The organism is Colwellia aquaemaris (genome assembly GCF_057548755.1).
The window spans coordinates 19,883-42,861 of record NZ_BAAJLV010000005.1; the positions used below are offsets into that span (position 1 = coordinate 19,883).

At 38.4% G+C, this 22,979-nt stretch carries 19 protein-coding genes, 14 tRNA genes and 1 riboswitch; of the genes, 22 read left to right on the plus strand and 11 right to left on the minus strand.

Going from position 1 to position 22,979, the window contains the following annotated elements; translation table 11 throughout:
- Window positions 1–112 precede the first annotated feature (112 nt).
- Entirely contained in the window at window positions 113–1,195 is a 1,083-nt protein-coding gene (locus AC27HL_RS14300) for a Kelch repeat-containing protein (protein ID WP_487081734.1), read from the minus strand.
- Between the two features lie 213 nt (window positions 1,196–1,408).
- Here AC27HL_RS14300 and AC27HL_RS14305 point away from each other — a divergent pair, with 213 nt between their 5' ends.
- Together AC27HL_RS14305 and AC27HL_RS14310 are read left to right on the plus strand one after the other, a co-directional pair.
- Window positions 1,409–1,891: a GNAT family N-acetyltransferase gene (locus tag AC27HL_RS14305; protein ID WP_487081735.1), complete on the plus strand. Its 483-nt coding sequence runs from the start codon at window positions 1,409–1,411 to the stop codon at window positions 1,889–1,891.
- Window positions 1,892–1,939: 48 nt separating this feature from the next.
- Window positions 1,940–2,797, plus strand: coding sequence for a DMT family transporter (locus AC27HL_RS14310; RefSeq protein ID WP_487081736.1), 858 nt, complete (start codon window positions 1,940–1,942; stop codon window positions 2,795–2,797).
- 51 nt (window positions 2,798–2,848) lie between these two features.
- Here the strand turns inward: AC27HL_RS14310 and AC27HL_RS14315 are convergent, their stop codons facing one another.
- Window positions 2,849–3,205, minus strand: coding sequence for an RNA-binding S4 domain-containing protein (locus tag AC27HL_RS14315; protein WP_487081737.1), 357 nt, complete (start codon window positions 3,203–3,205; stop codon window positions 2,849–2,851).
- Window positions 3,206–3,374: 169 nt separating this feature from the next.
- Window positions 3,375–3,458, plus strand: a riboswitch (cyclic di-GMP riboswitch).
- 59 nt (window positions 3,459–3,517) lie between these two features.
- Here AC27HL_RS14315 and AC27HL_RS14320 point away from each other — a divergent pair.
- On the plus strand, window positions 3,518–3,862 hold the full coding sequence (locus AC27HL_RS14320; protein WP_487081738.1) for a DUF3718 domain-containing protein: 345 nt from the start codon (window positions 3,518–3,520) through the stop codon (window positions 3,860–3,862).
- 87 nt (window positions 3,863–3,949) lie between these two features.
- On the opposite strand, the gene AC27HL_RS14325 is transcribed toward AC27HL_RS14320, so the two are convergent.
- Window positions 3,950–4,966 (minus strand): LacI family DNA-binding transcriptional regulator, encoded by a 1,017-nt coding sequence (locus AC27HL_RS14325; RefSeq protein ID WP_487081739.1) that lies wholly within the window; start codon window positions 4,964–4,966, stop codon window positions 3,950–3,952.
- A 147-nt stretch (window positions 4,967–5,113) separates the two neighbouring features.
- Between AC27HL_RS14325 and AC27HL_RS14330 the strand changes: the two genes are divergently transcribed.
- From AC27HL_RS14330 to AC27HL_RS14340, 3 genes are read left to right on the plus strand one after another with little or no spacing between them, the layout of a single operon-like run.
- Window positions 5,114–6,157 carry a UDP-glucose--hexose-1-phosphate uridylyltransferase gene (locus AC27HL_RS14330; protein ID WP_487081740.1) on the plus strand — a complete coding sequence of 348 codons (1,044 nt, stop codon included), beginning with the start codon at window positions 5,114–5,116 and terminating at the stop codon, window positions 6,155–6,157.
- Entirely contained in the window at window positions 6,157–7,329 is a 1,173-nt protein-coding gene (galK, locus tag AC27HL_RS14335; protein ID WP_487081741.1) for a galactokinase, read from the plus strand. Before AC27HL_RS14330 ends, galK begins: the two co-directional genes overlap by 1 nt.
- Before the next feature lie 47 nt (window positions 7,330–7,376).
- Window positions 7,377–8,951: a sodium/sugar symporter gene (locus AC27HL_RS14340; protein WP_487081946.1), complete on the plus strand. Its 1,575-nt coding sequence runs from the start codon at window positions 7,377–7,379 to the stop codon at window positions 8,949–8,951.
- 220 nt (window positions 8,952–9,171) lie between these two features.
- Here AC27HL_RS14340 and AC27HL_RS14345 read toward each other — a convergent pair.
- The 6 genes from AC27HL_RS14345 to AC27HL_RS14370 form a co-directional block, all read right to left on the minus strand.
- Window positions 9,172–9,247, minus strand: a tRNA-Val gene (locus AC27HL_RS14345).
- A gap of 46 nt (window positions 9,248–9,293) precedes the next feature.
- Window positions 9,294–9,369, minus strand: a tRNA-Val gene (locus AC27HL_RS14350).
- Between the two features lie 48 nt (window positions 9,370–9,417).
- Window positions 9,418–9,493: transfer RNA gene (locus tag AC27HL_RS14355), tRNA-Val, on the minus strand.
- Between the two features lie 33 nt (window positions 9,494–9,526).
- A tRNA-Val gene (locus tag AC27HL_RS14360) sits at window positions 9,527–9,602 on the minus strand.
- Between the two features lie 29 nt (window positions 9,603–9,631).
- Window positions 9,632–9,707, minus strand: a tRNA-Val gene (locus AC27HL_RS14365).
- 95 nt (window positions 9,708–9,802) lie between these two features.
- Window positions 9,803–9,934, minus strand: coding sequence for a hypothetical protein (locus AC27HL_RS14370; protein ID WP_487081742.1), 132 nt, complete (start codon window positions 9,932–9,934; stop codon window positions 9,803–9,805).
- 55 nt (window positions 9,935–9,989) lie between these two features.
- Here AC27HL_RS14370 and gltX point away from each other — a divergent pair, with 55 nt between their 5' ends.
- Window positions 9,990–11,402, plus strand: a complete 1,413-nt coding sequence (gene gltX / locus AC27HL_RS14375; RefSeq protein ID WP_487081743.1) for a glutamate--tRNA ligase — start codon at window positions 9,990–9,992, stop codon at window positions 11,400–11,402.
- 279 nt (window positions 11,403–11,681) lie between these two features.
- Here gltX and fabA read toward each other — a convergent pair whose 3' ends face one another.
- Entirely contained in the window at window positions 11,682–12,197 is a 516-nt protein-coding gene (gene fabA / locus AC27HL_RS14380; RefSeq protein WP_487081744.1) for a bifunctional 3-hydroxydecanoyl-ACP dehydratase/trans-2-decenoyl-ACP isomerase, read from the minus strand.
- A 177-nt stretch (window positions 12,198–12,374) separates the two neighbouring features.
- On the opposite strand from fabA, the gene AC27HL_RS14385 reads away from it, so the two are divergent.
- The 14 genes from AC27HL_RS14385 to AC27HL_RS14450 all read left to right on the plus strand — a co-directional run bounded on the left by AC27HL_RS14385 (window position 12,375) and on the right by AC27HL_RS14450 (window position 18,674).
- Window positions 12,375–12,629: a hypothetical protein gene (locus AC27HL_RS14385; RefSeq protein ID WP_487081745.1), complete on the plus strand. Its 255-nt coding sequence runs from the start codon at window positions 12,375–12,377 to the stop codon at window positions 12,627–12,629.
- A gap of 136 nt (window positions 12,630–12,765) precedes the next feature.
- On the plus strand, window positions 12,766–13,410 hold the full coding sequence (gene uvrY, locus AC27HL_RS14390) for a UvrY/SirA/GacA family response regulator transcription factor (RefSeq protein ID WP_487081746.1): 645 nt from the start codon (window positions 12,766–12,768) through the stop codon (window positions 13,408–13,410).
- 2 nt (window positions 13,411–13,412) lie between these two features.
- Window positions 13,413–15,266, plus strand: a complete 1,854-nt coding sequence (uvrC, locus tag AC27HL_RS14395) for an excinuclease ABC subunit UvrC (protein ID WP_487081747.1) — start codon at window positions 13,413–13,415, stop codon at window positions 15,264–15,266.
- Between the two features lie 103 nt (window positions 15,267–15,369).
- Window positions 15,370–15,948 carry a CDP-diacylglycerol--glycerol-3-phosphate 3-phosphatidyltransferase gene (gene pgsA, locus AC27HL_RS14400; protein WP_487081748.1) on the plus strand — a complete coding sequence of 193 codons (579 nt, stop codon included), beginning with the start codon at window positions 15,370–15,372 and terminating at the stop codon, window positions 15,946–15,948.
- A gap of 157 nt (window positions 15,949–16,105) precedes the next feature.
- Window positions 16,106–16,181: transfer RNA gene (locus tag AC27HL_RS14405), tRNA-Gly, on the plus strand.
- 55 nt (window positions 16,182–16,236) lie between these two features.
- A tRNA-Cys gene (locus AC27HL_RS14410) sits at window positions 16,237–16,310 on the plus strand.
- Window positions 16,311–16,314: 4 nt separating this feature from the next.
- A tRNA-Leu gene (locus tag AC27HL_RS14415) sits at window positions 16,315–16,401 on the plus strand.
- A gap of 68 nt (window positions 16,402–16,469) precedes the next feature.
- Window positions 16,470–16,545, plus strand: a tRNA-Gly gene (locus tag AC27HL_RS14420).
- Window positions 16,546–16,589: 44 nt separating this feature from the next.
- Window positions 16,590–16,665 (plus strand) — tRNA-Gly (locus AC27HL_RS14425).
- Window positions 16,666–16,728: 63 nt separating this feature from the next.
- A tRNA-Leu gene (locus tag AC27HL_RS14430) sits at window positions 16,729–16,815 on the plus strand.
- A 33-nt stretch (window positions 16,816–16,848) separates the two neighbouring features.
- Window positions 16,849–16,924, plus strand: a tRNA-Gly gene (locus tag AC27HL_RS14435).
- Between the two features lie 63 nt (window positions 16,925–16,987).
- Window positions 16,988–17,074 (plus strand) — tRNA-Leu (locus AC27HL_RS14440).
- 33 nt (window positions 17,075–17,107) lie between these two features.
- A tRNA-Gly gene (locus AC27HL_RS14445) sits at window positions 17,108–17,183 on the plus strand.
- Window positions 17,184–17,354: 171 nt separating this feature from the next.
- Complete coding sequence (locus AC27HL_RS14450) at window positions 17,355–18,674, plus strand: outer membrane protein transport protein (protein ID WP_487081749.1); 1,320 nt, start codon at window positions 17,355–17,357, stop codon at window positions 18,672–18,674.
- Between the two features lie 80 nt (window positions 18,675–18,754).
- On the opposite strand, the gene prsT is transcribed toward AC27HL_RS14450, so the two are convergent.
- Window positions 18,755–21,598, minus strand: a complete 2,844-nt coding sequence (gene prsT / locus AC27HL_RS14455; protein ID WP_487081750.1) for an XrtA/PEP-CTERM system TPR-repeat protein PrsT — start codon at window positions 21,596–21,598, stop codon at window positions 18,755–18,757.
- Window positions 21,599–21,979: 381 nt separating this feature from the next.
- On the opposite strand from prsT, the gene AC27HL_RS14460 reads away from it, so the two are divergent.
- Window positions 21,980–22,771 (plus strand): PEP-CTERM sorting domain-containing protein, encoded by a 792-nt coding sequence (locus AC27HL_RS14460; RefSeq protein WP_487081751.1) that lies wholly within the window; start codon window positions 21,980–21,982, stop codon window positions 22,769–22,771.
- Window positions 22,772–22,979 lie beyond the last annotated feature (208 nt).

Below are 22,979 nucleotides of genomic sequence, written 5' to 3' on the forward strand. Positions count from 1 at the left end.
TCCTAGTGAGCGAGTAATAAGTAAGAGGCGTATTCTAACAGGGCAAATTCACGCAAAAAAGCATTAAATTGCCCAATTGATAAAATCATTTATAAATTGGATGTATTAAGGGCTAATATTGATTTATTTTACCTAATACTTGTTGATTTTCTCCCATACCGCCTAGGGTTAGAAGTTTGTTTTCAAGAATAAGTAAGCCGCGATGATCCATTGTTGCTATTTTACTATTTGTTATTTGCCATTGCCTAGTTTCAACGTTGTATCGCCAAATTTGCTTACTTGGTGCAGACGGTTTGCCATTGTAACCAATACCATTATAGTTGTATGGGTTATCACTTCCACCCACGAAAACTATCTCTTTAGTGTTTGATTGCTTATTAATAAAGCCAGATGCTGCCATACGATAACGCGCAGTATTGGTGGGATGTTCTACTTTAAACCATGCAATTTTGTTTACTGTGCTAGGGTCAATTTCACCTCGATAACAAGCAGTTTCCGCGCGATAACTGCGGCGTTTATGAATATGAACGTCAATGGCGACGCCATCGCAAACGAGCAAGGTATTGTCAATTATTCCGCCAGCGTGACCAAATACTGCCTTACCAGGAAATGGAGATGCCTGTTGCCATAGGTTCGTTTTAGTATCATAAACTTGGACTAAATTAACATTACCGTCATTATGCCAGCCGCTGATCAAATAAATGTAACGATTTTTATAAGGTAAGGCGATGCTATCATCCACAGGAACTGGCATTGGCGCTAATGGCTGAAAATTATCTGTTATTACGTGATAAGCATAAACATCAGCAACAGAAACTTCACTATGGTCTTTAGCGACCGTATAACCGCCAAAAACGTAAGCGGTTTCATTGATAGCTGTAGCAACACTTGCTAATCGACCAGTTAAGCCATTAACTGGTTTTTCGATAGGCACAGGAGATTTTTTTTGCCAAGACTTTAAGCTAACATCGTAAACATAGGTGGCATTATGAACGGCTTGATAAGTTTTTTTACTCCCTAAGCCATTAAAAGAAATTAAGTAGTCTTTATCTGCAATTTTTACTTGCGTTACAGCATTGTTAGTTATTGGTTGGGGTATACTGGATGCAAATGCGCTGTTGGTTACAGCAAGAAAAATATTAACGGATAAAAGACAAACGCCAATAGGTAAAACCTGAAATAATAATTTAAGCATTGTTAATTATAGGTATTGATAATGAAAAATTATGTTAATGCTAACATGGATATGCGAATATTTTACTTGTTTTAGGGCACAGGGTACTGTGCTAATTTAGCTAGGCAATTATATTAAATGCTAATGTTGCTGAGCAACTGCGTGTATTGGCTTGAATTCGCGAGCTTTTAAAATACCTAGCATCACTATTACTAATAAAGAGAGTTACAAACCATGACAATATCGGTAATTACCGCTGATTACTTTGATAAGCAACACGCACAAGATGTTATGACGTGCTTATCAGCATATGCACTTGATCCTATGGGTGGTGGTGAAGCATTGTCTGAGTTTGTTGAACAAAATTTAATTCAAAAATTACAGCAACAAACGAATGTTTTTAGTGTACTTTGTTATGTTGATGGTCAAGTTGCAGCATTAGCAAATTGTGTTGAAGGTTTCTCCACCTTTAGTGCTAAACCGCTAATTAATTTCCATGACATTGTTGTACTTACACCATATCGTGGGCGTGGCTTAACGCAATATTTATTTGATTATGTTGAAGCGATAGCAAGAGAAAAGGGCTGCTGTAAGCTGACCTTAGAAGTACTTGAAGGTAACGCCATAGCACAAAAAGCATATGAAAAGGTTGGCTTTTCAGGCTATGAACTTGACCCTAAAATGGGGCGAGCTGTGTTCTGGCAGAAAAAGCTTTAAAGATATTAAAACAGCGATTTGTAATGACCAAATTCGGCTGAACATTAAATGCATTATTTACTGTTAACTTCAATTACCATTTTATTATGGAGTTGCTTAGCACTGCTCGTTGCTAAGTTGAACCACATACCTGCCTTTTTACTCTTAGCAATAAGTTTACTCTTTGGCGGTAGTTTATCGATTCCTCAATATAAAAAGTGGCAGATAAATCCAACGCTTTTATTGGTCGGTGTTGGCGGTATTTTTGGTTATCATTTTTTATTGTTTATGGCGTTAAGACTGGCGCCACCTGTTGCTGCCAACTTAATAAACTACTTGTGGCCATTATTTATATTATTATTTACTCCCTTGTTTTTTAATGAGATTAAATTGCGCAAGCGACAAGTTGCCGGCACCTTTATATCTTTGTGTGGCGCCGGATTCATTGTTGCCGCAAATGGCGTAACATTTTCTATGGACGATATATTTGGGTATATATTAGCGCTAACCGCTGCCATTTTTTGGGCGTGCTATTCATTGTTATCAAAAAAATTATTTCAAAAATATACTCAGTTTGGCTCAGCAACGGTGGGCTTGTTTTGCTTGCTATCTGGTTTGTTGGCTGCAATCTCACACATGTTATTAGAGCAAACACCGTCGATATCTCACTATGATTTTAGCTTGATGTTAATGCTAGGGCTTGGTCCTATGGGGCTATCTTTTTATTGTTGGGATGCTGCGGTGAAAAAAGGAGATCCGCGAGTTATCGCCACTATGTCTTACTTTACTCCTTTATTGTCGACGCTATTACTGATTTTGTTTACAGATAACGTGTTTAGCCAACAAATATTGTTAGCCATGCTTTTGATTGTTGCGGGCGCTGTGGTGGCTAATTTTAGTTTCTTTAAAACGGTTGAAGAACAATAAAAGATTTAACCAGTTGTAATGACAATGAATACACCTTCATTTAGTCGACCTTTAAAAAGATATAGGTTTACGCTTTGAGCGCGAAGCTGTAACAGTTGTTGGTGATTTTGTTGTATTTTTCTTATTGTGTTTTTGCTTTACTTTACTGTTAGGTATTGAAGGAGTAATAGGCTTAGTTATTTCTTCAGTTACATTCACTTGTATTATTTCACCATTAAATTCAACAATATCGCCGTGATATATTTTTTTACGCTTTTGAAATTCAACCTCATTATTAACCACAACATAGCCTTCACTAATAACGATTTTAGCTTCACCACCGCCACCAACCATGTTCGCTATTTTTAAAAGCTTACATAACTCAATAGGTTGTATAGAGATATCAATTAGTGGCATGTCAAGGTTCATGGTTTGTCTTCATTGGGAAAATCGAAGCGTAATTATAACGGAGTTACTGGTAGATGTCGTGCGCTGAAAAGATGATAAATGAATAAAGTTTACAGCACATGCTTAGGTGTTTATTAGAGATCACAAAAAATTACCTTGTGTAACAATACTGTCTCTGTATAATGCGCGGCGGCAGAAACGGCAAGATACTTGAAAGGGTATTACGCAAAACTACCGGTCTAAGGATTTTATCTATGACAGCGGAGTTTCCAATGCGACTTAGTATCGAAAGTTCGTTTCACTGATTTTATTTTATTGATATTAAGGCACACCATGAAAAACATCTTATTAGCTATTTCACTTGTATTATTAACAATCAGTTATTCTGCAAATGTTCAGGCACAAAATGTAGCTAAATCTTTATGTGAATATGTTTCTGTTGATGATAAATCGCGTTTTCGTTCATTTCTAAAGTCTAATAAGCTAAAAATTCGTAAAGTATTTGACGGTGTGCAATGTAACGGACAAAATTTAATTGCCTTTGCGGCAAAAAATAATGCCATAAAAACGGGTACTTTAATGCTAGGTAAGTTACCTAAAGCAACCGTGGAAGGTATTCTACCAACAATAACTTCGGCAGAATTAACGGCAGCAGCCCAAAAGCGCATAAACGGTTAGTTTATTGCCATAAAATTTAATGAAGCGAGCAATAGCTCGCTTTTTTTATGTGTTATGTAGTGTAAATGCAGGTAAGTCTGGAGCGAATTATTTAGTTTTATAGTGAGTTGACTCACGTTTTACTAGGTTTGGTATGTATTTATAATGCTGGCAGTTTTCTGGTGTAGTGGCTATGTTTTGGCTTGATAATTCGAGTGCAATTGCTGCCGCATGTTTAGCCATTTTTTCTATTGGATAATTAAGCGTAGTTAATTTGGGTCTTGAATAGCTTGCAAGGAGCACGTCGTCAAAGCCAAGAACGGAAATATCTGTTGGTACATTAAAACCGTTATCTGATAACGTTGAAATGGCGCCAATTGCCATAGCATCGTTATAGACAAAAATTGCCGAGAATGATTTTCCTGATGCTAATATTTTTTGCGCAGCGATTTCTCCACCTTGTAATGTTGGTTCACCAAATTCAATTAAGCTTTTATCTAGGGTGATATTTACCGATTGTAGCTGTTTTTGAAAACCGTCAAGTCGTAAATGAGGATCATCAATTTGATGTTGACTCGAAATACAAGCAAAACTTTTATGATTTAGTGATAGTAGGTGTCTTGCGGCAATTTTCCCCCCTTCAACATTGTCTAGCCAGATACAGCGCGTTGCTATTTCTTTAATGTAGCGATCAATTATCACTAGGCCTTTAACTTTATCTGCTAAGTCGATTAACACCTGATCGGCTAACTTTTTACTGTGTACTACCATCACATCACATCGCCTCTCAATAAGTAGTTCTATTGCCTGCATTTCTGCGTCGGCACTTACCTGGCTGGTACTGAGTAATAATTGCATTTTATTTTGCCGAGCGACTTGTTCAACACCGTGTGCTAAAGAGGAAAAGAATGGGTCTAGTAAATCTGGTACAACAACGCCTATAGTACTGCTTTTTTGTGTGACTAAAGCTCGGGCATTGGCGTTGGGGGTATAATGAAGTTCCTTCATTACTTGCGATACTTTATCTATGGTTTTTTGACTGACTTTAGGCCCGTTATTTAAAACACGAGAAACCGATGCCACTGATACTCCAGCAGCTTGTGCGACGTCTTTAATTGTTGTCATAGAGAAAGTGTGTACGTTTACATTGATATAATTAGCCAAATATAGCGTATTTAAGGGTAAATCACTATTGATTTTATTTAAGCTTGTCAGAATTAGGGTAAACGTTTACCCTTGGTGTTATCGTTTATTTATGCACACACAAAAACTATGGAAAATGCATTTGACCCAGGTGAACATCCACATCGTCGCTATAACCCACTTATTGATGAATGGGTTTTAGTTTCTCCTCATAGAGCAAAAAGACCCTGGCAAGGGCAAGTTGAAGTTGTTGATGAAAAAGCTCAGGTAAACTATGACCAGTCGTGCTTTTTATGTGCTGGCAATACGCGCATCAATGGTGAAGTTAACGACGCTTATCAAACCACGTTTGTTTTTAATAATGATTTTGCGGCGCTAAAAAAAGATACGCCAAAATATAACTGTGACGACCCGCTTTTCAGCATGACGACGGAGCAAGGAGAAAGTCGGGTGATATGTTTTTCTCCCGATCATAGTAAAACATTAGCGCAATTAAATATTACAGCAATAAAAGCTGTTGTTGATACTTGGCAGGCACAATGCGTTGAACTTGGTGCGTTATACACATGGGTGCAGGTTTTTGAAAATAAAGGCAGTGTAATGGGCTGCTCGAATCCGCATCCGCATGGCCAAATATGGGCGCAGCAACAGTTACCAACAATTGCGATAAAAAAGCAGAATGCGCAACAAGCTTATTATCAGCGACACAAGAGCAATTTATTACAAGACTATATGAAAAAAGAGCTAGAAAAAGCAGAGCGTGTTGTGGTTGAAAATAAAGATTGGCTAGTTGTGGTGCCATATTGGGCATCTTGGCCATTTGAAACTTTACTATTTCCGAAATTTAAAGTTGCAAGAATGACGGAATTGGATGATAGCCAAAAATTATCACTTGCAGAGATTCTTAAAAAAATTACGGTTAAGTACGACAATTTATTTAATTGTGCATTTCCTTATTCTATGGGGTGGCACGGCGCACCTTTTGATAATGGATTGCACGATGAATGGACATTACATGCGAGTTTTTTTCCTCCGTTATTACGCTCGGCGCATGTGCGTAAATTTATGGTGGGCTACGAAATGATGGCTGAAACACAAAGAGACCTAACAGCAGAGCAGGCAGCAGCACGCTTGCGCGATGTTCCGGATGTTCACTATAAGGAAGCCAAATAATGACAAGTAAGACATTGACACAAGAAGCCTTAGCGATGTCGTTATATGAACAGCAATTTAACGGTGTGGCACAAGTAGTTTGCCATGCACCTGGTCGAGTAAACCTTATGGGTGATCATACCGACTATAATGGCGGTTTTGTGCTACCAGCGGCAATTAATTTTGGCACCACAATCGCTGCATCTCGCCGCGAAGATAACAGGGTTAAGGTTTATGCATATGACTGTGACAAGCAACTTAGTGAATTTACGTTAAGCCATATTAAATTCGATCAGCAAATGATGTGGAGCAATTATGTTAAAGGTACATTAGCGGCCTTAATTCAAAAGTACCCAGAAATTAATGGTGCAAATATAGTTGTTACTGGCAATGTACCGCAAGGCGCAGGTTTAAGCTCTTCTGCAAGTTTTGAAATTGCGATTTTAAAAATATTTACCCGGTTATATCAGTTGCCGTTGACAGGTGTTATGGCGGCTATTTTAGGGCAAAAGGCCGAAAACGAATTTGTTGGTTGTAACTGCGGCATTATGGACCAGCTTATTTCAGCTTTAGGTAAAAAAGGCCATGCGATGTTACTTGATTGTCAAAGTTTAACCTTTGAAGATGCACCTATTCCTGAAAACTTGTCGTTATTAATTATTAACTCAAATGTTAAAAGAGGGCTTGTTGATAGTGAATATAATCTTAGGCGGCAGCAATGTGAACAAGTGGCCGAACATTTTGGCGTAAAAATGTTGAGTGACGTAAGTATGGACCAGCTTGAATCAGAAAAGTCGAATATAGCTCCGCTGCTGTATAAACGCGCACGCCATGTTATCACCGAAAATATCCGCACAAAGGACATGAGATATGCGTTAAAAGATAATGATATGTCTGTAATTAGCGCGGTGATGAAAGCGTCTCATCAATCACTTCGAGACGATTTTGCTGTGACAACGAAAGAAATGGATGGCTTGGTTGCCATGATAGCAGAAGTGTTAGGAGATTCTGGCGGTGTTCGTATGACGGGTGGTGGTTTTGGCGGCTGTGTGGTCGCTATAGTACCAACATCAATGATTAAGCAAGTCAAACATGTTGTCGAAAGTCGTTATCAGAAAACCTTCGGCTTAACTGCAAGCATTTATGATTGTCATGCATCGCAAGGTGCCTTTAGGGCAATAACTGAAATTTAATATTTTAGAAAATTAAAAATAATAACAATATTAGCAGGAAAACTATGATGGATTTTACTAATAAATTAGGTGTATTAGACAGTAGCATATTTATTGTCTACGTTATTGGCTTATTGTGCTTAGCTTTGTGGATTTCTCGCAATAAGAAAAAAGAAGGAGCAAATACCGAAGATTATTTTTTGGCCAGTAAGTCATTGCCATGGTGGGCAATTGGGTCGTCATTAATTGCGGCCAATATTTCAGCAGAGCAAATAATAGGTATGTCGGGTTCAGGTTATGCTTTAGGTCTTGCAATTGCATCATATGAATGGATGGCTGCAATTACATTAATATTGGTAGGCAAATATATGTTACCAATATTTTTGAAAAATAAAATATTTACCATGCCACAATATCTTGAACAGCGATTCGATTCTAGGGTGAAAATCACCATGGCGATATTCTGGCTAGCCGTATATACCTTTGTTAATTTAACAGCGGTATTGTGGCTTGGCGGTTTAGCCATTGAAACCGTAACCGGAATTGATTGGCTGTTCGGTATGATATTCTTGGCGATATTTTCAGTCGCTTATTCTTTATATGGTGGCCTAAAGGCCGTGGCTTTTACCGATATTTTGCAAGTTGTTTTGTTAGTGTTTGGTGGGCTTTTATTAAGTTATCTTGCATTGGATGCAGTAGCTGACGGCCAAGGTGTTTTAGCCGGTTTTACTGTACTTACAGAAAAAATGCCAACGCACTTTGATATGATATTAAGCCCTGAAAGTGAGCATTATATAAGTTTACCAGGAATTTCTGTGCTTATTGGTGGTATGTGGGTGATGAACTTTAGCTATTGGGGATTCAATCAATATATTATTCAGCGTGCATTAGCGGCTAAAGATCTTAAAGAAGCGCAAAAAGGGATCGCATTTGCGGCTTATTTAAAGTTATTAATGCCAGTTATTGTGGTTTTACCTGGTATAGCAGCGGTAATACTGTATCCGACATTGACAAGTCCCGACCAAGCATACCCTTCGATGATGGCATTAATGCCTGTTGGGATAAAAGGGTTAGTTTTTGCGGCTTTAGTGGCGGCAATAGTGTCGTCGCTGGCGTCAATGACAAACAGTATTTCTACCATTTTTACCATGGATATATACGCACGTATTAAACCTAACAAAAACCAACGCCATTATGTCGCGGTGGGCCGTTTAGCCGCTTTAGTGTCTTTATGTATTGCACTGCTTGTTGCTGAGCCGTTATTGGGTAAGTTTGAACAGGCATTTCAATATATTCAAGAGTTTACCGGTTTCTTTACGCCTGGAATTGTAGTGATATTCGTTATGGGAATGTTTTGGCAACGTACCACTTCTATGGGGGCATTGTCAGCAGCGCTTGGCTCAGCATTATTCTCATTAGTATTAAAGTTTGCATGGCCTGAACTTCCATTTATGGATAGAGTCGGTTTGGTATTTTTGCTTTGTTTAGCGCTTTGCTATTTTGTTTCTATTACCAGTAAACGAGTAGAAACGAATAGTAGCGTGAGTTTGTCAGCACTAAGTTTTAAAACTGAAAAATCGTTTAATGTCGCGGCATTTGGTGTGTTAGTTATTCTAAGTGCTCTGTATGTCACTTGGTGGTAGAAAAAAGGGCTTTTAATTGTATCGATATAAGCCCGATTTTCCCCGATTATTTAAAGTGTTGAACGCTACAAACAGCTCTATAGTACGAAAGTTATAGAGCTGTTTAATGCCAATTTTTTCGAGATAATAAAGTTCAACACGTACATTAGACGATAGTTAGTGAGACTAATTCTTTGTATTTGAACGATAGTTACGCTAAAGATAATTATAGAAAATAAGATGGTGGACGATACTGGGCTTGAACCAGTGACCCCCGCCTTGTAAGGGCGGTGCTCTCCCAACTGAGCTAATCGTCCATATACGCTAAGCATAATATGAATCAGGGTTATCAAACTTGAGTAATGGTGGACGATACTGGGCTTGAACCAGTGACCCCCGCCTTGTAAGGGCGGTGCTCTCCCAACTGAGCTAATCGTCCATATATACTATAGTGTGATATGAATCAGGGGTTAACAAATTTGACTAATGGTGGACGATACTGGGCTTGAACCAGTGACCCCCGCCTTGTAAGGGCGGTGCTCTCCCAACTGAGCTAATCGTCCTATTTGTTAATTTTGTATGGTTATCTCGTTAATTGGTGGACGATACTGGGCTTGAACCAGTGACCCCCGCCTTGTAAGGGCGGTGCTCTCCCAACTGAGCTAATCGTCCATATAAGATAACTTATACAAACAGAGATATGGTGGACGATACTGGGCTTGAACCAGTGACCCCCGCCTTGTAAGGGCGGTGCTCTCCCAACTGAGCTAATCGTCCGTCTCTGTGGGGGCGTATTATAGGGACATCGAATAAGCTGTCAACAAAAACTCCGTACTTTTTTGCTATTTTTTTAACTATTTAGTTTAACCGCATTAATTTTCATCGAAGTGATGGTTTTGTGAACTTTTTTTCAATGTTGGCGCAGCATTTATCGATAATTTAACCATAGTATTGATGTATTTCATCACTTTGCCTGATAAAATGACGACAATTTTATTAACCAAAATTTTTTCCGATATTGCCTTTTATTAGCAATTTCACAAATTAGTTGAGATTTTTATGACTTTAACAACTCGTTTTGCTCCAAGCCCAACAGGATATTTACATGTTGGTGGCGCACGTACTGCCTTATATAGTTGGTTATATGCCCAAAAGAATGGCGGTAACTTTATTCTTCGTATCGAAGATACTGATCTTGAGCGTTCTACCCAAGCATCGGTTGATGCCATTATGGACGGTATGAATTGGTTGAACCTAGAATGGACACATGGTCCTTACTTCCAAACTCAACGTTTTGATCGTTATAAAGAAGTTATTGAACAGCTAGTTGCCTCAGGTAATGCTTATCGTTGTTACAGCACTGCAGAAGAAGTAGAAGCGATGCGTGAAGAAGCAAAAGCTAAGGGTGAAATTGAAAAGTACAATGGTTTGTGGCGTGATCGTACGGATTACCCAGAAGACAAACCTTATGTGATTCGTTTTAAAAACCCGTTAGATGGTGATGTAGTCATTAACGATATTGTTAAAGGTGACATCACTATTAGCAATGAGCAATTAGATGATTTAATTATTGCTCGTTCAGATGGCACGCCAACATACAATTTAACGGTTGTTGTTGATGATTTAGATATGAAAATTAGTCATGTCGTACGTGGCGATGATCATATTAGTAATACCCCTAAACAAATTAATATCTTAAAAGCACTAGGGGCAGCAGTACCTGCTTACGCACATATTCCGATGATATTAGGTGATGACGGTAAACGTTTGTCTAAACGTCACGGTGCGGTAAGTGTTATGCAATACCGTGATGACGGCTACTTACCAGAAGCATTATTGAATTATTTAGTGCGTTTAGGTTGGTCACATGGCGATCAAGAGATTTTCTCTCGCGAAGAAATGATTGAGCTTTTTGATTTAACTGGTTGTAACCGAGCGCCTTCAGCCTTTAATACGGATAAGCTAATTTGGGTTAATCAGCATTATATGAAAACCCTTGAACCAAGTTATGTTGCTTCACATTTAGCTTGGCATATGGCTGACCAAGGTATTAATACTGAAAATGGTCCAGCGTTGGAAGAAGTGGTTAAAGTGCAGGCGGATCGCGTGAAAACATTAAAAGAAATGGCTGAAATTTCACAGTACTTCTACCAAGACTTTACTGATTTTGAAGCGAAAGCCGCGAAAAAGCACCTACGTGGTGTTGCTAAAGAGCCATTAGCTTTAGTTAAAGATAAATTAGCTGCTCTTGATAACTGGCAGGCGGAGACAATTCATGCGGCAATCAATGCAACTGCAGAAGAGCTAGAAGTAGGTATGGGTAAAGTTGGCATGCCACTTCGCGTTGCTGCAACTGGTGGCGGTAATTCACCGTCGTTAGATATAACACTAGCCTTACTCGATAAAGATAAAGTTTTAGCGCGTATTGATTTAGCATTAGCAGTTGTTGAAGCAAGAATTGCAAATGGCTAATATTAGACGCTAACGTCAAGGTATTAAAAAAGCCAGCATAATGCTGGCTTTTTATATTCAGGACGAATGGTATAGCGCGGTCACAAGGATGTGAAAGAGCGTATATTCAGGACGAATGGTATAACGCGGTTACAAGGATGTGAAAGAGCGTATATTCAGGACGAATGGTATAACGCGGTCACAAGGATGTGAAAGAGCGTATATTCAGGGCGAATGCTAAACGCAATCAAATATACTAATTAACATTGCCCCAAAACCTATCGTTAGTTTTATAAATTATTAAAACTTAGTTGTATCCGTAAACAAACCAACTTTTAAATCAGTTGCGGTATAAATTACGCGACCATCAACAGAAACTGTACCGTCTGCAATACCCATAAATAATTTACGTTTAATTACACGCTTTAAGGTAATTTTATATGTTACTTTTTTCGCTGTTGGTAGAATTTGGCCAGTAAATTTAACTTCACCTACACCTAAAGCACGACCGTGACCTGGGCCACCTGACCATGCCAAATAGAAGCCAGTTAATTGCCACATGGCATCTAATCCAAGACAACCTGGCATTACCGGATCACCCTTGAAATGACAATCGAAGAACCAAAGATCAGGTGTGATATCTAATTCAGCAATAATTTCGCCTTTGCCGTGCTCACCGCCGTCATCGTTTATGCTGATGATTCTATCCATCATTAACATATTGTCAGAAGGTAATTGGCTGTTACCAGCGCCGAACATTTCACCTGTACCTGCTTTAATTAAGTCTTCTTTTGTGAACGAATTTTTTTGTTCCATGGGATCACTTACATCTATTGAAAATTTGAAAGGCGTTACTTTAGCGAACACTTGTACGCTAAACAACTCCGAACAGTTAAATAAATTAAGGTTTTACTTAACTTTCACTGAAATTTTTGTCATTATTGGTTATGCGTAACCGATGGGTTTTAAACTTGATTGTAGAGTAAGTTATTGATGAATATTAAAAAGAAGGCATTGACTAATGCTGAAAAACAAAAGCGCTATCGTGAACGCCAAAAAGATCGTGGTAAAAGAGAAATGCGTGGATATTTGTCGCCTGAAGCGCAAAAATGCTACGAATTGATTGCTGAGCAAACGAATTGGAATGATAGTGTCATATTAAGTAATGCGGTTCGTTTAACTTATGCTGCATATAAAAATGGCCAAATTGGCTTACTTAATAGCTGGTTAAATAAGAATGAACTCTAACGGTTGTTTATATTTTGTTTAATAAGTGAGTTAAATAAAGAAATGCAGTAAATTAGATTGTGTTGAAGGGCGTTTAGCTATATTCTTTTTGTCTAATATTATGCTGTTTCTGAAGAAATTATAAGGTAATTTTACGTTGATAAATGTTTTGTTAGTTGATGATCATGAGTTAGTTCGTACTGGAATACGAAAAATCCTAGACGAAGTAAAAGGACTTAAGGTTATTGGTGAAGCCAAAACAGGCGAAGAAGCTGTACAGTTTTGTCGTAAAACTGAGCCTAATGTTGTGCTTATGGATATGAATATGCCTGGCATTGGTGGTTTAGAAGCCACTAAGAAAATAATTCGTTATGCGCCAGACGTTAAAGTTATTGTGTTAACTGTATATTGTGAAGACCCAATTCCAACGAAAGTAATGCAAATAGGGGCTGCGGGTTATTTAACTAAAGGTGCAGGTCCTGATGAAATGATCAACGCTATTCGTGCAGTAAATAGTGGTCAACGTTATATTACGCCAGAAATAGCTCAACAAATGGCATTAAGCCAATTTAAAAGCGCAGAAGAAAACCCATTTAATAGTTTGTCAGAGCGTGAATTACAAATCATGCTGATGATCACTCGTGGTGAAAAAGTGCCAGATATTTCAGAGCAATTAGTACTGAGTACTAAAACCATTAACAGTTATCGTTACCGTATGTTTGAAAAGCTCAATGTAGGTAATGATGTTGAGCTTACGCATTTAGCCATTCGTCATGGTATGTTGAAAACTGAAGCACTATAGTTTTGTCTGAAGATTCATTGTCAAATGATGATATTTCATTTGATCATAAAGCTTTCCTAGCGGCGGTTTCTGAACAAGCAGGGGTGTATCGTATGTACGATATCACCCAAACAGTTATCTATGTTGGTAAGGCTAAACAACTTAAAAAACGCCTTGCTAGCTATTTTCGCAAAGATGTTGGTAGTAATAAAACTCGCGCACTAGTAAAACAAATTGCTGCCATTGATGTTACGGTAACCCATACCGAAGGCGAAGCGCTGATCCTCGAAAATAATTATATTAAAAAGTACCAGCCAAAATATAATATTTTACTGCGTGATGATAAATCCTATCCTTATTTATTAATAACCGACCATAAACATCCAAAGCTTGGTTTACATCGTGGTGGTAAAAAAATTAAGGGGGATTACTTTGGTCCTTATCCAACGGTGGGAGCAGTGTGGGAAAGCTTGCGCTTAATGCAAAAGTTATTTCCGCTTCGACAATGTGAAGATAGTTATTATCGAGCCCGTAGTCGCCCATGTTTACAATTTCAGCTAGGGCGTTGTTCGGCACCATGTGTTGATAAAATATCGCAAGAAGATTATCAACAACAAGTGCAGTTAGCTAAGCTTTTTCTGAAAGGGAAAAGCTCAGCAGTAATTGAACAGTTAGTGGCTAAGATGGAATTCGCCAGCCAAGCACTACAATTTGAACATGCGGCTAAATATAGAGATCAAATTGCGACGTTAAGAAAGGTCCAACAGCAGCAATTCGTCAGTGGTTCAGCCGCAGAAATGGATATAGTTGGTTTGTTTCGTTATAAATCGCAAGCTTGCATTCATTTACTGTTCGTTCGTGAGCAAAAAATTCTTGGCAGTAAAAGTTATTTTCCAACAGTGCCTGCTGGTTCTGATGACGGTGAAATACTCACCGCATTTATTAGCCAACATTATATAGGTAACGAGCTAAACTCTGGCGCTATTCCAAAAGAGATAGTTATCCCAAGTGCAATAGAGAATCCGCAAGATATTATGCAAGTTATTAGTGCTCAAGCGGAAACTGAGGTGAAAATTTCACACAAGGTTCGTACTGAGCGGGCACAATATATCAAGCTAGCCTGTACTAACGCAGAAACCGCGTTAATGACAAAAAATGCCCATAAAGAGTCGATGCAGGCAAGATTTGCGGCCTTAAATGAGGTATTTGAGCTAAGTAATGGCATTTCCAGAATCGAGTGTTTCGATATTAGCCATACTATGGGGCAGCAAACGGTCGCTTCAAACGTGGTTTTTAATCAAGAAGGGCCGCTAAAAAGTGACTATAGACGTTATAACGTGCATGGCATTACACCCGGTGATGACTATGCCGCCATGGCTTTTGCTTTAGATAAACGTTATAGCAAAGTGACTAGCGAAGAAAAGATGCCTGATATTATCTTTATTGATGGTGGTAAAGGCCAATTATCAAAAGCAGAAGCTTTTTTTGCCGAGATTGAGCAAGTAAAAACGCCATTGCTGGTTGGCGTAGCAAAAGGCGAGTCTCGAAAGCCTGGCTTAGAGACCTTGATTTTAGCTGGTAGTCATCAATTAATTTCATTACCGGCAACATCGCCAGCACTGCACTTAGTGCAACATATACGTGATGAGTCTCATCGTTTTGCGATAACAGGCCACAGAGCAAAAAGACAAAAGGCCAGTAAAAAGTCAACCTTGGAAGCGATTCCGGGTATTGGCGCTAAAAAACGACAAGCGCTATTGCAATACTTAGGCGGCCTACAAGAAGTTTTAAAAGCGGATAAAGCCACTTTAGAAAAAGTACCAGGTATAAGTAAACAATTGGCAGTAAATATTTATGATGCCTTGCATGACAATTAGCACGTGATCTGTGTAAAATGACAATCAGCCTGAATTACCTTCGATTTCAACATAATCGATTAGATAACCACCTATAACTATAAGAATAGACATTAGACATATTATGTGGACAATCCCCAATCAAATAACATTATTTAGAATCATATTAATTCCTGTTTTTATCGTGGTATTTTATTTACCAGTATCATGGAATCATTTTGGCGCCTTTGCGGTGTTTTGGTTAGCCTCCATAAGTGATGCTCTTGATGGCTACTTGGCTAGAAAGTTAAATCAGTCTTCGGCATTTGGTGCCTTTATCGATCCTGTCGCTGATAAACTTATGGTTGTCGCAGCGTTAGTGATTTTAATTCAAGACCTTCAAGTGTGGTGGATTTCAGTTTCAGCAATTTTAATGATAGCCCGAGAAATTTTCATTAGCGCCTTGCGCGAGTTTATGTCTTCACGAGGCAAAAGGGACGATATTGCCGTTTCTCAATTAGGCAAATATAAAACTGCCGCACAAATGCTCGGCATTATGGGTTTAATTTGGTATCCAACGTATGATATTCCATTAATTTTATTTGAATTTCCTCATGAAATATTGATTTTTGCCGCTTATGCTTTCTATGCAATTGCTACTGTGCTGACATTTTGGTCTATGGTGATTTATTTTAAAGCAGCTTGGCCAGAATTAACCAAGTAATATTTGAGTAAATAGGTGTTATGCGTAAGGTTTTAGTTAAAAAAACACCAGATTAGTCGCTTTTTGAGCAGTCAAAATAAAATTGAAATTAAATGGTTGACTCATGAATTTTTCAATGTAGAATGCGTTTCCAGTTGACAGGGAGTCAACAGATGAAGCGGCTGTAGCTCAGCTGGTAGAGCATCACGTTGCCAACGTGAATGTCACGAGTTCGAGTCTCGTCAGCCGCTCCAATTCTCTTTAAGAGAAAATTCTAAGGAATACTACCTAACTCGTAGTGATGTAAATGGCGGGTTGGCAGAATGGCTATGCAGCGGATTGCAAATCCGTGGACCTCGGTTCGACTCCGGGACCCGCCTCCATTTTGCCCGGGTGGTGGAATTGGTAGACACAAGGGATTTAAAATCCCTCGCTGGTAACAGCGTGCCGGTTCAAGTCCGGCCCCGGGTACCATTTCATCAGTACAGGTTTGGTGGTTAATACATAGTGGCATATGTATGGAATTAAATTGTTTTTATGAAGCGGCTGTAGCTCAGCTGGTAGAGCATCACGTTGCCAACGTGAATGTCACGAGTTCGAGTCTCGTCAGCCGCTCCAAACTAACAATTTTGTGTGAGTCTTAACTTAGTTAAGCATATGAAGCGGCTGTAGCTCAGCTGGTAGAGCATCACGTTGCCAACGTGAATGTCACGAGTTCGAGTCTCGTCAGCCGCTCCAATTTTTGATGTATGAAATCATCTAAGTAGGGTACCAATCTCTACGTTAAAAATACTTCTCGTTGCCCGGGTGGTGGAATTGGTAGACACAAGGGATTTAAAATCCCTCGCTGGTAACAGCGTGCCGGTTCAAGTCCGGCCCCGGGTACCATACTGAATTTTCAGGAAGTATTTGCTCTTCGAAGCGGCTGTAGCTCAGCTGGTAGAGCATCACGTTGCCAACGTGAATGTCACGAGTTCGAGTCTCGTCAGCCGCTCCAATTTTTGATGTATGAAATCATCTAAGTAGGGTACCAATCTCTACGTTAAAAATACTTCTCGTTGCCCGGGTGGTGGAATTGGTAGACACAAGGGATTTAAAATCCCTCGCTGGTAACAGCGTGCCGGTTCAAGTCCGGCCCCGGGTACCATACTGAATTATCAGGAAGTATTTGCTCTTCAAAGCGGCTGTAGCTCAGCTGGTAGAGCATCACGTTGCCAACGTGAATGTCACGAGTTCGAGTCTCGTCAGCCGCTCCAATTTTCCTAAATTAATAACCACTTTTTTCGAATTACTCATACATTTTTATAACATTTTAGTCCGCTAACTCCTTGCTAAGTCACGTATAATAGCGTTTTGTGTTAATTATCCTCTTTATTAAAATAAATATTCTAAAGCATATATTTTCCAAACTTTACCGAGAACAAAGCATGACTTTAAAGAAATCTATTCTTAGCCTTGCCGTATTATTTGCGGCTCAAAACGCTTACGCAGCGTCTTTTCAATTAAACGAAACTAGTGCCTCAGGCTTAGGACGAGCTTTTGCCGGCGATGCCGTTATCGCTGATGATGCTGCGGTGTTAGCACGTAACCCTGCGGCTATGGCTTTATTTGATAAAGCAACATTCTCATTTGCAGCAACTTATGTCGACCCTGGCGTAGATATTGAGGGGCTTGATGCGCCAGATATGTTGGGTGAAAATTATGATAATAGCCAATTAAATCAAAAAGGCGTTGTGCCAAGTGCAATCATACCTGCTATGTATTTTATTAATCCAATCAATGAAAAGTTTGCTTACGGGCTAGGCGTTAATTCTAATTTTGGTCTTAAGAGTGAGTATGATAATGACTACGCTGCGGGCTCTATCGGCGGGAAAACTGATTTAAAAACCATTAACGCAAACCTAAGCGGCTCATACCGTATTAACGATAAAGTGAGCATTGGCTTGGGACTTAATGTAGTTTATGGTGAGGCCGAGCTTATTAGGCATGCTGGAGACGTGTTAGCGCAAGGAGTTACATTGCCTGGTGTTGGCCTAGTTGTTCCGCCAGTACCGTCAACTGTTGAAGTTATTAATATGTCTGGTGACGATTTTGGTTATGGCTGGAACACAGGTATTGTTTATGAGGTAAATGCAAGCCATCGTTTTGCATTAACTTATAGAAGTAAAGTTGAGTTGGCATTCGAAGGTGATTTTACTGGATTAGGCACACCTACAGTACCAGGAACACTGACAATTGATTTACCAGCTGGTGCAGAATTTTCTGGGTTTCATCAATTTACACCACAGTGGGCTATGCATTACAGTATTATGTATAGCCAATGGTCTAGCTTTAAAGAGCTTCAGGCATACACAGGTGACGAATTAGCGTTTGAAAAACAAGAGAACTTTGAAGACACTTATCGTTTTGCTTTAGGTGCTACCTATGATGTTAGTCAAACATTAAAATTACGAGCTGGGATTGCTTACGATCAATCGGCCGCTGTAGAAGATTATCGCTCTATTTCAATTCCTGATAGTGACAGGCTTTGGTATAGTGCTGGTGCAACGTATCAAATAAGCGAAGCTGACAGCCTTGATTTTGGTGTTTCTTATATCAATGGTGATAGTGTTGTTGTTACAGAAGAAGACGCCTTATTAGCGCAATTACCACCGTCATTGACTCCTGTCGTTGGTGATAAGAATTGGCGTTTTACCTCAGAAGGTAATGCCTTGCTTGTAGCACTGCAATATAACAGAAGTTTCTAACTCTGGGATGAAACATAGCCTCACCGAAAAAAAGCCAACCTAAAGGTTGGCTTTGTTGTATAAACTTATTGCAAATAGTATTACCAATTGGCGAGCGTTTTTTTCGCTTGGGCTTTTTCTGTAAAATGCTGTGGGCTATCAATGGCTTCAATTAAGTAGTTCTTAGCCTCACTGATTCTATCTAATTTGTGCAATGTAATGGCTAAATGATATTTAATTTCTGCATTGTCGTATTCTTTAGTAAGTGCATACCTAAATAACGCTAATGCTTCATTATAATTTCCAAGGCGGCTTTCAATCCAAGCATAAGTATCAATAATTGCTACATTATCTTTTAAATAGCTATATGCTTCTTTTGCATATTCTCGCGCTCGTTCAGTGTCATTTAATTCGAAGTAAATATTGGCGGCATTATTTAATAGGATTGGCATTCTACCGTGCTTGGTTAACAGTTTCTCATACTGTTCGGCGGCTTTAATTAGATCTCCTGAATGTTTATAGCTATCAGCTAATGCTATTTTAATAGCCAAATCACTAGGGTGCTTATCAAGCCAGCGCATTAAATGCGGAATAACGGCATTGAGGTTCTGTTCATTCTTATAACTTTGATATAAACCTAAAATTGCCTGTTTTTGATCTGAAATTTTTAATGCCGCTATATAGTGCTGTTTTGATTTTTCTGTATTATTTAGTGTTAAATAAAGATCTCCTAACAGGACTTGTTCAAGGCTCTTACTTTTCGTTAACTTGTGTAGACTGGAAATTAAATTAAGTGCGAAAGATTCATCTTTATTTTTAATAACTAGATTGACCAGGCCTATATGCGCAGGGATGGAAGTGTCATCTGTTACTAATGCGCGTTTATAAGATTGAATTGCACCAGATTTATCTCCCGCAGCAACTTGCGCCTTAGCAAGTAATATGTAGGCAGATATCTTATCTGGGGATTTTTTCACATAATCTCTAAGTGCTAATATTGCTTGTTCATGTTTGTTTTGTTGTAAATATAAACTTGATATTAGCTTTAAAGCATTTGCGGCGTTACCATTTTGCCCTATGAAAAAATCAACCAATTCTGTCGCTCTATCCAGTTGCTGGTTTCGAGCAAGGGCATTAGTGTAGCGCGCTAATACATAAAAATTGTTAGGTGCTATAGCATGTGCTTTTTCAAGAAAGTCTATCGCTTTAGGTAAGTTGTTTTCATAGAGATAAGTATCCGAAACTTCTGCCATAAGTAGAGGGTTTTGAGGGAAGTTTGTTAGTTTTTCAGATAAAAAATTGCGTGCCTTAGCATATTTTTTCTCAATAATATCCATTCTTGCTAAGTGGACAATGGCAGCAATATTCGCTTCATCTAAGCTAAGTGCTTTTTTGAATGATGCTCTTGCTTGAGAAGGTTGTTTGTTCCAGCCATACAATTTTCCGATTCTTTCTTGAATAAAGCTATCTTGTGGATATTGTGTAATTAATTCTTGCGCGACCTCAATGGCTTTATCGAGAGAACCAGCGCTCTCAAATGCATCAATCAACAGTAATTTTACCTGAATGTTATTTACTTCATTATCTTTGATGCTAAGCAATGCTTCAATCGCTGATTGATACTCGCCTGATTGCATTTTACTGCGAGCAAAATTGCTAATACCGACTTTTGATTCAGGTTTTAATTCTAGAACATTCTTAAAGAAAGCCTCAGCCTTTTCTGGTTCATTCATTTGTAGATGGGTTATGCCAAGCAAGGTTAAAATATTGGCATTATTTGGGTAAGTTAAATTCGCTTTTTTAAGTAAGTTTTTTGCAGATATTGTATTGCCTGTTTGGATTTCTATTTGAGCAATCATACGTATCGAATCTAGGTGAGATTCAACGTAAGTTAGATACTTTCTAAGATAGCGTTTAGCATCGTCATAATTACCATACTGAAAGTTAGTTAGTCCGGCCAGGTAATAATAATCTGGTGTGTTTTTCATTATTTCATCTGGTACCGCTGCCAAAGTTGCTATAACTTCTGTGAGCTTCTTAGTGCCATCACTATTTTGCTCAGTATTTAGATGAGTGGTAATAATTGCTTTTAAATATCCTGCTCGTGGTTCGTTTGGTATTTTACTGAGAATGAAATCAATATGAGGCTCTGCCAAAGCATAATCGTTAGTGTCGATGTAAAGCATAGCTTTAGTTAACCTTGCAGACATTTGCTGGTTATCTATTGCCAATGCTTTATTTATGGCCTCTAACGCGGCAGAAGTATCTCCCATATGAGAGAGTAAATTAGCTTTGAATATCCAGCCGTTAATAAAAGGACGGGTATTTGCTAATGCTTGCTCAATAAACTTCATTGCTTGCTCAGGCTTATTAGCTCTTAGTGAAATTTGTGCTCTACCTAATAAGGCAAGTTGATTTTTTGGAGATATAAGCAATGCTTCTTCGAATGTCGCGTCTGCTGAGCTATAGAGTTTCTGGCCTATCTGTGCTTGCCCTTTATAAACAAGCAAATCAGTTTCTATTTTATTTCCACGATTTCCTGCTTTGGTTACTTTCAACACGTCTTCATATTTATTTTGTAAAATATAAGCATGAGCAAATAAGGTGACTAAGCGGTTTTTATCGGCATTATCGTTTTGAGCCTTATTTAATTCAACTTCTGCTAAAGCACCTTGACCTTGTGCTAAAAGTGCTTGTGCTAATAAAATTCGTGAAGGTAAATGATTTTCTTGCCCTTGCAAGACGTTTTTGAGGTGAATGATAGATGTTTCAATTTGATTGTTCTGATACGCGATAAGTGCTTTTTCATATTGCTCATTTATCGTGTTATTTGCATAGCACTCAAGCGATATTGCACTCATTAAAGTAATTGCAATAGATGCCTTTCTTAATTTACTTATTGATTGATATGGCTTGATCAAATTTGGAAATAGTGAGTCGTTCATAACAGAGCCTTGGGAAAATATGAAAATAACATACAGCGATAATGTTATTGGTTGCAATTATGTTAATTTTTTTTTTCTTTATACGCTAGCAATTTAATGATGTTATTTAATTAAGCTAGAGTTAAACCGTTATGATATAAAATATTTCCTTTATTTTAAGCAGAATAATTAACATCAATATGCTAGATTTAATTACTGGTTATTTTTTAACTGTCGAGCTATTTTACAACGTACTAAGTAAAAATACTTAAAACAAATCCTTACGAAGGTATACCCTTGTAATTAAAGGGTAAATTATATTTGGCTTGTTTCTTGCTTTGTTTCTGGTGTAAAATAAAGTTTATTACAGTTGAAGTTGTAACAACATATAATTGGAATATTATGATGTCGATGATTAAGAAAAGTTTAAAAACATTAGGGTTAGCAGCATTACTTGTTAGTGCCAATGTTTACGCTACGGATATTACTATTGGTGGATCACAAGTCTCTATTGATGATAGAGAGTCAGCTGGTGATAGAGATGCTAATGGTAGAGATAGCACATATAATATTGATCAAATGGATGTCTCTTGGTCATCCGAGCACACAATTACCGTTGATATTTTTACTAACTTCGCAAACTTTACTCATAATAGTGGTACCGAAACACATAACAACGAGCATGGTTATTATGGACAAAGAATTGTTTATGGTGACTTACTAATTGGAGTTGATAGTGGCTCTGATTTTAATTATGCCTTTTCGTTGAAAAATGGTCGATGGGGCAATGGTCAGGTAAATAACTCTTCAACGGGCGGTTTATATGCTATAGATGGTACATGGACATCTCGTGACCGCCATAATAATAGCCGCGGTAGCGCAAGATATGATGGTGATGTTTTTGGTCGTACAGTTGGGTCTGAGCTAGGGAGTAATAACTCTTGGAGCGTAACGCCAGGTAAAATTAGTTTTAGCTTTAATGTTGCCGGTTTAGACATGTTTAAAAATGCTAAAACTCTTGCGTTAAGTTGGGCTGAATCATGTTTTAATGATGATGTACATGGTGAGTTTGACATCACTCGTCGAAACAGACCAGCAGAAGTTCCTGAGCCTTCTACGTTAATATTGATGCTACTTGCTTTAGGCGCTGTTGCCTATCGTCAAAAGAATAAGCGCAATTCATTTTCTGCGTAATGTCTGCTGGCTAGCAAAGGTTAGCTAAACAAACAGTTTAATAAAAACCAGATACAGAAGTATCTGGTTTTTTTTGTTTAATCGTTTGCTGCGTTCTTTAGTAAGGCGTTGACATAATGTATAAATTGTTCGTTATCGTTAATGACCTAGTGATTTTCTTGTTAGTGAATTAAAGCTGTTTAACTAAACTGTAGCTTAAAGTAAATTT

Excerpts from the sequence above, each read along its gene's own strand:
- galK (WP_487081741.1), top strand. The coding sequence starts at position 6,157 with ATGACAAGTAAGACATTGACACAAGAAGCCTTAGCGATGTCGTTATAT.
- AC27HL_RS14340 (WP_487081946.1), top strand. The coding sequence starts at position 7,377 with ATGGATTTTACTAATAAATTAGGTGTATTAGACAGTAGCATATTTATT.
- fabA (WP_487081744.1), bottom strand. The coding sequence starts at position 12,197 with ATGGAACAAAAAAATTCGTTCACAAAAGAAGACTTAATTAAAGCAGGT.
- AC27HL_RS14310 (WP_487081736.1), top strand. The coding sequence starts at position 1,940 with ATGCATTATTTACTGTTAACTTCAATTACCATTTTATTATGGAGTTGC.
- AC27HL_RS14320 (WP_487081738.1), top strand. The coding sequence starts at position 3,518 with ATGAAAAACATCTTATTAGCTATTTCACTTGTATTATTAACAATCAGT.
- AC27HL_RS14325 (WP_487081739.1), bottom strand. The coding sequence starts at position 4,966 with ATGACAACAATTAAAGACGTCGCACAAGCTGCTGGAGTATCAGTGGCA.
- AC27HL_RS14460 (WP_487081751.1), top strand. The coding sequence starts at position 21,980 with ATGATGTCGATGATTAAGAAAAGTTTAAAAACATTAGGGTTAGCAGCA.
- pgsA (WP_487081748.1), top strand. The coding sequence starts at position 15,370 with ATGTGGACAATCCCCAATCAAATAACATTATTTAGAATCATATTAATT.
- AC27HL_RS14330 (WP_487081740.1), top strand. The coding sequence starts at position 5,114 with ATGGAAAATGCATTTGACCCAGGTGAACATCCACATCGTCGCTATAAC.
- prsT (WP_487081750.1), bottom strand. The coding sequence starts at position 21,598 with ATGAACGACTCACTATTTCCAAATTTGATCAAGCCATATCAATCAATA.
- gltX (WP_487081743.1), top strand. The coding sequence starts at position 9,990 with ATGACTTTAACAACTCGTTTTGCTCCAAGCCCAACAGGATATTTACAT.
- AC27HL_RS14315 (WP_487081737.1), bottom strand. The coding sequence starts at position 3,205 with ATGAACCTTGACATGCCACTAATTGATATCTCTATACAACCTATTGAG.
- AC27HL_RS14385 (WP_487081745.1), top strand. The coding sequence starts at position 12,375 with ATGAATATTAAAAAGAAGGCATTGACTAATGCTGAAAAACAAAAGCGC.
- AC27HL_RS14305 (WP_487081735.1), top strand. The coding sequence starts at position 1,409 with ATGACAATATCGGTAATTACCGCTGATTACTTTGATAAGCAACACGCA.
- AC27HL_RS14300 (WP_487081734.1), bottom strand. The coding sequence starts at position 1,195 with ATGCTTAAATTATTATTTCAGGTTTTACCTATTGGCGTTTGTCTTTTA.
- AC27HL_RS14450 (WP_487081749.1), top strand. The coding sequence starts at position 17,355 with ATGACTTTAAAGAAATCTATTCTTAGCCTTGCCGTATTATTTGCGGCT.